Below are 7,847 nucleotides of genomic sequence, written 5' to 3' on the forward strand. Positions count from 1 at the left end.
TGGCCGCGGATGCCGCGCTGGCCGGACCGGCGGCGGGCGCGGCCGGCGCGCCGCCCGAGGCCGGCCCGGCGGGGGCGGTGCCGCCGGGCATGGGGCCGGCGCCGGCCGGTGGCGACCAGAGCGGGGCGCGTCCGGCGGCCGGCGGGGCGGGCTCGGGAAAGCGGGCCAGCAATGCCAGGATGGTGCGTGCCGCCACGCCCAGCGAGGTGGGGGCCGACGCGGTGAATGCGGTGCTGGTCTGGCGCAGTCGGCCGGCGGCCGCGCGCAGGGCCTGCTCGCTGCTTTGGTCGACCTGCTTGCCCGCGCCGCCCCGGATCCCGTCCACGCGGGTGCGCTCCAGGGTTTCGCGCTCGTTGCGGGGGGCGGTCGGCTCGGGCCCGAGCAGCCGGGCCACCGAGCCGGCCTGCGAAACCGCATCGGGCCGCGCGCCCGAGATGAGGTTGGCGTGCTGGGCCATGGTGGTGCCCAGTACGGCGTCGAGCCGCTGGACGAGCAGCGTGCCCAGCGCGGAGTTACCTACGCTCATCGGGCGGCCCTCCCGCCGTGACGCGGCCTGCTGCCCGGGAGCGTCATGCGCCCGGCACGGAAAGGCCGTAGGTTTCGATGAGGGCGCGCTGGCGCTTCATGCGGCCGAGCAGGTCGCTCAGGCGAGCCAGCTGGGGCATGGCCAGGTCGCGCGTCAGGGCGTCATTTTCGAGGATGCGCACCAGATAGTCGTGTTTGCGGGCCCGATCCGCCTCGTCCATGAGCGGCCGCGTCTCCATGCGGCGGATCTGTTCCGTCAGCTCGCAGTATTGCTGGCCAAGCTGCAATACCAGTTGCCAGTCGTCCTGGCGTGCGGCGGCCACCATGGCTTCGGTGGCGTCTGCGATTTTTGCGTACTGCTGCAGGATGGCGGGAGAGGGCGAGCTCATCGTATGTGGAAAAAAGGCCCTGTCGTTCAAGACTGTGCGGCTCACGCGGCAGCCGTGGCCGTGCGCCAGGCCTCGCCGATGTCGGCGAGCAGCCGGTCGGCCAGATCGAGTCGTTGCATGTCGGCGTTCAGGTTGGCCAACAGGAGGTTGTGGGAAACGATTTCGTAGACGGCTTGCAGGTTCTTGGCCACTTCGCCGCCTTTTTCGAGGTCCAGGCTCGCCTTCAGGCCATTGTCCACGATGTCCAGCGCCTTGGAGATGGCCTGCCCCCGGGCCGCCACGTTTTCCTGCTCCAGGTACAGGCGCGCGTGCGCAATGGCGGCACGCGCGCCGTCGAACAGCAGGGTGATGAGCTTTTCCGGGGAGGCGCTCATGACCTGCGTCTCCAGGCCGATGCTGCGGTAGGCCTGCGCGGATCCGCGGGCCCCGTTGCTGCGGCGGACTGCGTAGCTCATGCGTTGTTCCTGCTGCCGGTGCCGAGCATGGCCAGCTGCTGCGTCAGATAGGCGCTGGTGCTGCTCATCTGGGCCACCAGGGAATCCAGGGCGACGAATTGCTGGCGGTAGCGCTCCATGGTGTCCTCGATCCTGCTGGAGGTGCTTTCGTACTGCTTCTCCAGGTCTTTGAGGGTGCGCTTGACGCCATCGGTGGCGCCGGCCAGCAGGCCGTCGTTGCTGCGCAGCAGGGTTTCGGTGACGGCGTTCAGCCGCGCGGCCACGCCGTTCGTGCCGGCGAACAGTTCGGAGACGTTGGCCAGGTTGTCCCGCACCGCTGCGGACAGCTTCTCGGTGTTGATTTCCAGGTCCCCCGTGGTGGGGTTGGTCGTGATGCCCAGCTGCGTCAGGGTGCGCACTTCGCCTTCAGGCAGCGCGACGTCGAGCACGCTGCGCAGCCGGCTCTGGATGGTGCGCGCCGTCGAATCGCCGGTCAGCACGCTGCTGCGGTTGTCCTCGCTGTTGTAGCTGGTCAGGTCGCGGATGTTCTTCTGCAGGCTGTTGTAGGCGTTGACGAAGGCGGTAATGGCGCGGGTGGCGGCCTCGTCGTCGCGGCTGACCGTCACGATGGCAGGCTCGGTGGTCAGCTGCGTCAGGTTCAGCGTCAGGCCCTGGACCGCGTCGGTGACGGTGTTGCTCTGGCTGACGATGGCGATGCCGTTGATCGTGAGTTCGGCGTTGCGGGCCGCCGTTTCCTGCATGTTGGAAGGGCCGGCGCCGTCGGCGTCGAAGGCCAGCAGGTCTTGCAGCTGCGTATTGCCGGCGACCGAGATGCTGCGCACCGCGGCGTCCTGGCCGGTTTCCTTGGCCGTGAGCATCAGGCGGTGCGGGGCGCCGGAGCCGTCGTTGATGAGCGTGGCCTGCACGCCCAGGGTGTCGTCGGCGTTGATGGCCGCGACGATATCCTTGAGCGAGGTGCCTTTGCCGGCCAGGTCCAGGGTCTGTTCCGTGCCGTCGGCCAGGGTGAAGGTGATGACCCCGCCCTCGCCCAGCGCGGCCCCGGCATCGGCCTGGCCCGCGGCCACCAGCGTCTGCGCCGAGGCAAGGCTGCTGACCTCGATCGCGTAGCGTCCGGCGATCGCCTCGGTGCCGACGGTGGCGGTGAGCTTGTCGCCGGTGACGGCCGCCTTCATGGCGCTGAAGGTCTTGGCGTCGGCCAGCGCCTTGGCGGCGTTCTGCACGGCCTCGACGCTGCTCTTGAGCACGCCGTAGGCCGACAGGCGGGCCTCGGCCAGCGTCTGTTTTTCCTGGATGAGGGCAAGCGGGGCGCTTTCAGCTCTGCGCAGGTCGGCCAGGAGCTGTTCGAGGGGAAGGCCCGACCCTACGCCGATGGTGCTGCCTACGGATGCCATGCAATTCTCCTTCGTTTGCTAGTGTGCGCCTTTTGCCGGGTTTTCGAAGAGCCGGGCAAGGGGGACATCAGGGTTCAATTCCGGCCTTAGGCCTGGGTGCGTACCAGCTGGCCCTGCATGTTGACGATCATCTTGGCGATGCGGATGACCGCATCGCTGGGAATGGTGCGGATGGTCTCGCCGGTTTGCGCGTCCTGGACCGTGACCACCAGGCGCTGCGCCTCCGGATCGATCTGGAACTGCAGCTTGGTCGACCAGGCCTGCAGGGTACGGTTGATCTCTTCGAGCTCGTAGTCCAGCGATGCCGGCGCCTCGGGCTGCTGCGCCTGCGGCTGGCGGGCATGGGGGTAGCCCGCATCGCCCAGCGCATCCTGCTGCGGCGCCGACGCCGCCGTGACCGTCCGGGCGGCGTCCTGCTGCAGCGGTTCGGGCGGCGTCTGGGTCGCGACAGGCAAGGGGGCGGCCATGGGAGGAACGGACTGGATCGTCATATGGGCTCCGGCAAGACTGGACGAGCGTCGTGGCGTGCGCCGGACGCTAGGGATGATGGTCGGGTTACGGCCGGCCCGGGTAAAACTTTAGCGCCCGCCCGGGGGGAGGCGCCAGGCGGCCGGCCGCAGGGCCGTTGCCGCCCCTGGCGGCTGATAAACTCCCGAGCTTTGCCGCTACCGCGCCCGCCGATCATGTCCGTTGCCGTTCCCAAGCCCGATGCCCATGCGACCCTGGACCAGTGGCTGGGCTACCTGGAGTCCATCCATTCGCGTCCCATGGAGCTGGGCCTGGAGCGGGTCAGGGAGGTCGCGCAGCGCATGGCGCTGCGGCTGGACTGCGTCACTTTCGTCGTGGCCGGCACCAACGGCAAGGGCTCGACCTGCGCGATGATCGAGGCCATCCTGCAGGCGGCCGGCTACAAGGTGGGCCTGTACACCTCGCCGCACCTGCTGTCCTTCAACGAGCGGGCCCGCATCAACGGCGAGTTCGTCGGCGACCAGGCGCTGATCGCGCATTTCCAGCGGGTCGAGGCCGCGCGCGGGCAGACCACGCTGACCTACTTCGAGTTCACCACGCTGGCCATCCTGGACTTGTTCGCGGCCAGCGGCCTGGATGCGGCGGTCCTGGAGGTAGGCCTGGGCGGCCGGCTGGACGCGGTCAACATCGTCGACGCCGATTGCGCCGTGGTCACCAGCATCGACCTGGACCACACCGAGTACCTGGGGGATACCCGCGAGCAGATCGGCCTGGAGAAGGCGCACGTGTACCGGCCGGGGCGGCCGGCCATCTGCGCCGACCCCGTGCCGCCGGAGTCGCTCAAGCGCCACGCCGAGCAGATCGGCGCCGACCTGTGGCTGTTCGGCAGGGACTACAACTACGCGGGCGACCGCCAGCAATGGAGCTATGGCGGGCGCTCGCAGCGCCGCCGGGCCATGGCCTATCCGGCGCTGCGCGGCGCCAACCAGCTGCTCAACGCCTCGGCGGCGCTGGCCGCCCTCGAGGCGGTGCAAGAGCGCCTGCCCGTGCCCCAGCAGGCCGTGCGGCTGGGGCTGTCGCAGGCTTCGCTGCCGGGGCGCTTCCAGATCGTGCCGGGCAGGCCTGCCATCATCCTGGACGTGGCGCACAACGCCCATGCCGCGGCGGTGCTGGCGCAGAACCTGGACAACATGGGGTTCTTTCCCTATACGCATGCCGTGTTCGGCATGCTGGCCGACAAGGACGCCGCCGCCGTGGTGGCCGCCCTGGGCCGGCGCATCGACCGTTGGCATTGCGCCACGCTGGCCGGCCCGCGCGGGCGCGACGGCGGGCAGCTGGCCCAGTGCGTCCGGTCGGTGCTGGACCTGCAGCCTGGCAAGCCGGACGAACCCAGCGCCGCGGCGGCCGGCTCGCCGGCGCAGGCCTTCGAGGCGGCGCGGCGCGAGGCGGGGGAGGGTGATAGAATCGTGGTATTCGGCTCTTTCCTGACCGTTGCCGCGGTGCTGCAGGCACTGGGTCGCCCGGTCTAGGGCCGGGCCGCGGCGCCGGGCCTGCCTTCCCGCCGCCTCGCCAGCTAGGATGCGCTTCATACATGGGATGGTTTTCTCGTAACGACGCCGGGTCTTCCCGCAAGCAGACGGACAAGCCCCGCCCGTCGGTTTCCAGCGAAGCGCAAGCCGCCGAACTGCGGGCCCGGGCACGCCGGCGCCTGGCCGGCGCCGTGGCGCTGGTGCTGGCCGCGGTGGTCGTGCTGCCCATGGTGCTCGATTCCGAGCCCGTCCCCGTGGCCGACGACATCGCCATCAACATGCCCAGCCGCGAGACGCCGTACGAGCCCAGCTTGTCCGCGCCGCAAGTCGTCCCCGATTCGCCAGCGCCGCCTGCGCAGCCCGAGCCCGGCGCCCCGGCCGAGCCGCCCGGCTTGCCGCCTCAGCCCGACCTGGGCGGCGCAGCGCCCGCCGGCCAGCCGCCGGCCCAACCCGCCCAGCCGACCCAACCCGCCCAGCCTGCGCAGACGCCGCCTGCTTCGGCGGCGGCGGGCAAGCCCGCCGGCGGGCCCCAGCCGCCGGCCGCCAAGCCCCAGGAGCCGGCCCGCACCGACGACGGCAGCGCCGCGCTGGCCTTGCTCGAGGGGCGCGCGCCCGCACAGGCCACCACCAGCAAGCTGCCGGCCAGGCCGCCGGCCGCGGGCGGCTATGTGCTGCAGATCGCGGCCTATACCGCCCAGGCCGACGCCCAGAGCCGCCGCGACAAGCTGCACCAGGCCGGCGTCACCAATGCGTTCGTCGAGCCGGTTTCGGCCGGCGGCAAGCAGCAATACCGCCTGCGCGTGGGGCCTTTCCCGTCCCGCGAAGCGGCCCAGGCTGCCCAGGCCCGGTTGCGCACCCTGGGTTATGACAACGGTTTCATCGCCGCACAGTGACCGGCTTCGATTTCGTCGTCCTGGCGATCCTGGCCATTTCGGCAGTGCTTGGCCTGGTACGCGGCCTGCTCAAGGAAGTGCTGTCGCTGCTGGCCTACGGGCTGGCCTTCGTGGCGGCCATCTGGTGGGGGCCGACGGTCTTCATCTGGCTGACCCCTTATATCGAGACGGCCCTGCTGCGCATGGGCCTTTCCTATGCCGCGGTCTTCATCCTGGTGCTGCTGGGGGTAGGGCTGCTGAACATGACCCTGGCCGCGCTGCTGCGCGGCACCGGGCTCAGCCCGGCCGATCATGGCCTGGGCGCTATTTTTGGCTTCCTGCGGGGCCTGTTGCTGGTGGTGGTGCTGGTGGCCCTTGCAGGCTATACCCCGCTGCCCAAGGAGCCCTGGTGGCAGGAAGCGATGTTTTCGGGTACCGCCGAGCAGGCGGTGCGGCAGATCAAGCTCTGGCTGCCCCCGTCGCTGGCGACGTGGCTACCTTACTGAATCGAATCGGCAGGATCCCGGCGCCGGGCGGCGCCGCCGGCCTCATACAGTCATAACGGACAGGAACTCACCATGTGTGGAATCGTAGGGGTTGTCGGTCGCGGACCGGTCAACCAGTTGATCTATGACAGCTTGCTCTTGCTGCAGCATCGCGGGCAGGACGCCGCCGGCATCGCCACTTCGCAAGGCAGCGCTTTCAACATGTACAAGGCGCACGGCATGGTGCGCGATGTGTTCCGCACACGCAACATGCGTTCGCTGCCGGGGACCAGCGGCATCGGGCAGGTCCGCTATCCGACCGCCGGCTCTAGCGAAAGCGCCGAAGAGGCCCAGCCGTTCTACGTGAACGCGCCCTTCGGCATCACGTTCGCGCACAACGGCAACCTGACCAATTGGCGCGAGCTGCGCGAGTCGCTGTTTCGCGTGGACCAGCGGCACATCAACACCAATTCCGATTCGGAGGTGCTGCTCAACGTGCTGGCCCATGAGCTGCAGCGGGCGGCCAACGGCGTGTCGCTGGACGAGGACGCGATCTTTCGCGCCGTCGCGGCGGTGCACAAGCGCGTGCGCGGCGCCTATGCCGTGGTGGCGCAGATCGCCGGCTACGGCCTGCTGGCATTTCGCGACCCCTACGGCATCCGGCCCCTGTGCATCGGCCGCCACGAGGGCGAGGCCGGCGTCGAATGGATGGCCGCCTCCGAGTCGGTGGCGCTGGAGGGCAGCGGCTTTTCGTTCGTGCGCGACGTGCAGCCGGGCGAGGCCGTCTTCATCGACAACGACGGGCGCCTGTCGCAGCGCCAGTGCGCCGAGAACGCGCAGCTGGTGCCGTGCATTTTCGAGTACGTCTATTTCGCCCGGCCCGACTCGCTGATCGACGGCGTATCGGTCTACGGCGCGCGCCTGCGCATGGGCGAGTACCTGGCCGACAAGCTGGCGCGCAGCCTGCGGCTGGGCGATATCGACGTGGTCATGCCCATCCCGGATTCGTCCCGGCCCGCCGCCATGCAGCTGGCCGCGCGGCTGAACCTGAACTATCGCGAAGGCCTGATCAAGAACCGCTACGTGGGGCGTACCTTCATCATGCCCGGCCAGGCGGTGCGCAAGAAATCGGTGCGCCAGAAGCTCAATGCCATCGGCATGGAGTTCAAGGGCAAGAACGTGCTGCTGGTCGACGATTCGATCGTGCGCGGCACCACCAGCCGCGAGATCGTGGAAATGGCCCGGGCCGCCGGCGCCAACAAGGTGTACATGGCCTCGGCAGCCCCGCCCGTGCGCTATCCGAACGTCTATGGCATCGACATGCCGACCCAGCAGGAGCTGATCGCCAACGGCCGCCAGGAGGAGGAGATCGCCCGCATCATCGGCGCCGACGCGCTGATCTACCAGGACATCGCGGCCATGCAGCAGGCGGTGACCGACCTGAACCCGGCGCTGACGCGGTTCGAGGCCTCCTGCTTCACCGGCGAGTACATCACGGGCGACATCACGCCCGAATACCTGTCCCGCCTGGGCCAGAGCCGCAATGACCAGGCCAACGAGGCCGGCGGGCTGCAGTTCAATATGGGCTACGCGGCCAACGAGGGCTGAGCGGGGCGCCTGGCCGTGTGCAAACCGGGCAGGCTGCCAGGGACGGACTGCCAGGGACGGACTGCCAGGGACGGACTGCCAGGGACGGACTGCCAGGGGCGGACTGCCAGGGGCGGACTGCTAGG

At 69.7% G+C, this 7,847-nt stretch carries 8 protein-coding genes and 1 pseudogene; 4 read left to right on the forward strand and 5 right to left on the reverse strand.

The annotated features are described in order from the left end of the window. The 5 genes and pseudogenes from V8Z80_RS20685 to V8Z80_RS20705 all read right to left on the reverse strand — a co-directional run. Positions 1-526 (reverse strand): annotated as a pseudogene (locus V8Z80_RS20685) (flagellar hook-length control protein FliK); the annotation flags it as partial. Positions 527-569: 43 nt separating this feature from the next. Next, on the reverse strand, positions 570-944 hold the full coding sequence (locus tag V8Z80_RS20690) for a flagellar protein FliT (protein WP_336063311.1): 375 nt from the start codon (positions 942-944) through the stop codon (positions 570-572). 11 nt (positions 945-955) lie between these two features. Beyond that, positions 956-1,369, reverse strand: a complete 414-nt coding sequence (gene fliS / locus V8Z80_RS20695; RefSeq protein WP_155195022.1) for a flagellar export chaperone FliS — start codon at positions 1,367-1,369, stop codon at positions 956-958. Then, positions 1,366-2,760, reverse strand: a complete 1,395-nt coding sequence (gene fliD / locus V8Z80_RS20700; RefSeq protein WP_336063312.1) for a flagellar filament capping protein FliD — start codon at positions 2,758-2,760, stop codon at positions 1,366-1,368. The genes fliS and fliD overlap by 4 nt, the downstream gene beginning before the upstream one ends. Positions 2,761-2,846: 86 nt before the next feature. Next, on the reverse strand, positions 2,847-3,251 hold the full coding sequence (locus tag V8Z80_RS20705; protein WP_336063313.1) for a flagellar protein FlaG: 405 nt from the start codon (positions 3,249-3,251) through the stop codon (positions 2,847-2,849). A gap of 192 nt (positions 3,252-3,443) precedes the next feature. On the opposite strand from V8Z80_RS20705, the gene folC reads away from it, so the two are divergent. The 4 genes from folC to purF all read left to right on the forward strand — a co-directional run bounded on the left by folC (position 3,444) and on the right by purF (position 7,722). Beyond that, on the forward strand, positions 3,444-4,757 hold the full coding sequence (folC, locus tag V8Z80_RS20710; RefSeq protein WP_336063314.1) for a bifunctional tetrahydrofolate synthase/dihydrofolate synthase: 1,314 nt from the start codon (positions 3,444-3,446) through the stop codon (positions 4,755-4,757). A 62-nt stretch (positions 4,758-4,819) separates the two neighbouring features. After that, positions 4,820-5,650, forward strand: a complete 831-nt coding sequence (locus V8Z80_RS20715; protein ID WP_336063315.1) for an SPOR domain-containing protein — start codon at positions 4,820-4,822, stop codon at positions 5,648-5,650. Then, positions 5,647-6,135 (forward strand): CvpA family protein, encoded by a 489-nt coding sequence (locus V8Z80_RS20720; RefSeq protein WP_336063316.1) that lies wholly within the window; start codon positions 5,647-5,649, stop codon positions 6,133-6,135. Before V8Z80_RS20715 ends, V8Z80_RS20720 begins: the two co-directional genes overlap by 4 nt. Positions 6,136-6,207: 72 nt before the next feature. Beyond that, entirely contained in the window at positions 6,208-7,722 is a 1,515-nt protein-coding gene (purF, locus tag V8Z80_RS20725) for an amidophosphoribosyltransferase (RefSeq protein WP_336063317.1), read from the forward strand. Positions 7,723-7,847 lie beyond the last annotated feature (125 nt).

The sequence above is a fragment of the Orrella sp. JC864 genome (genome assembly GCF_037026685.1).
In the GTDB taxonomy this organism is placed as follows: Bacteria; Pseudomonadota; Gammaproteobacteria; order Burkholderiales; family Burkholderiaceae_B; genus Orrella.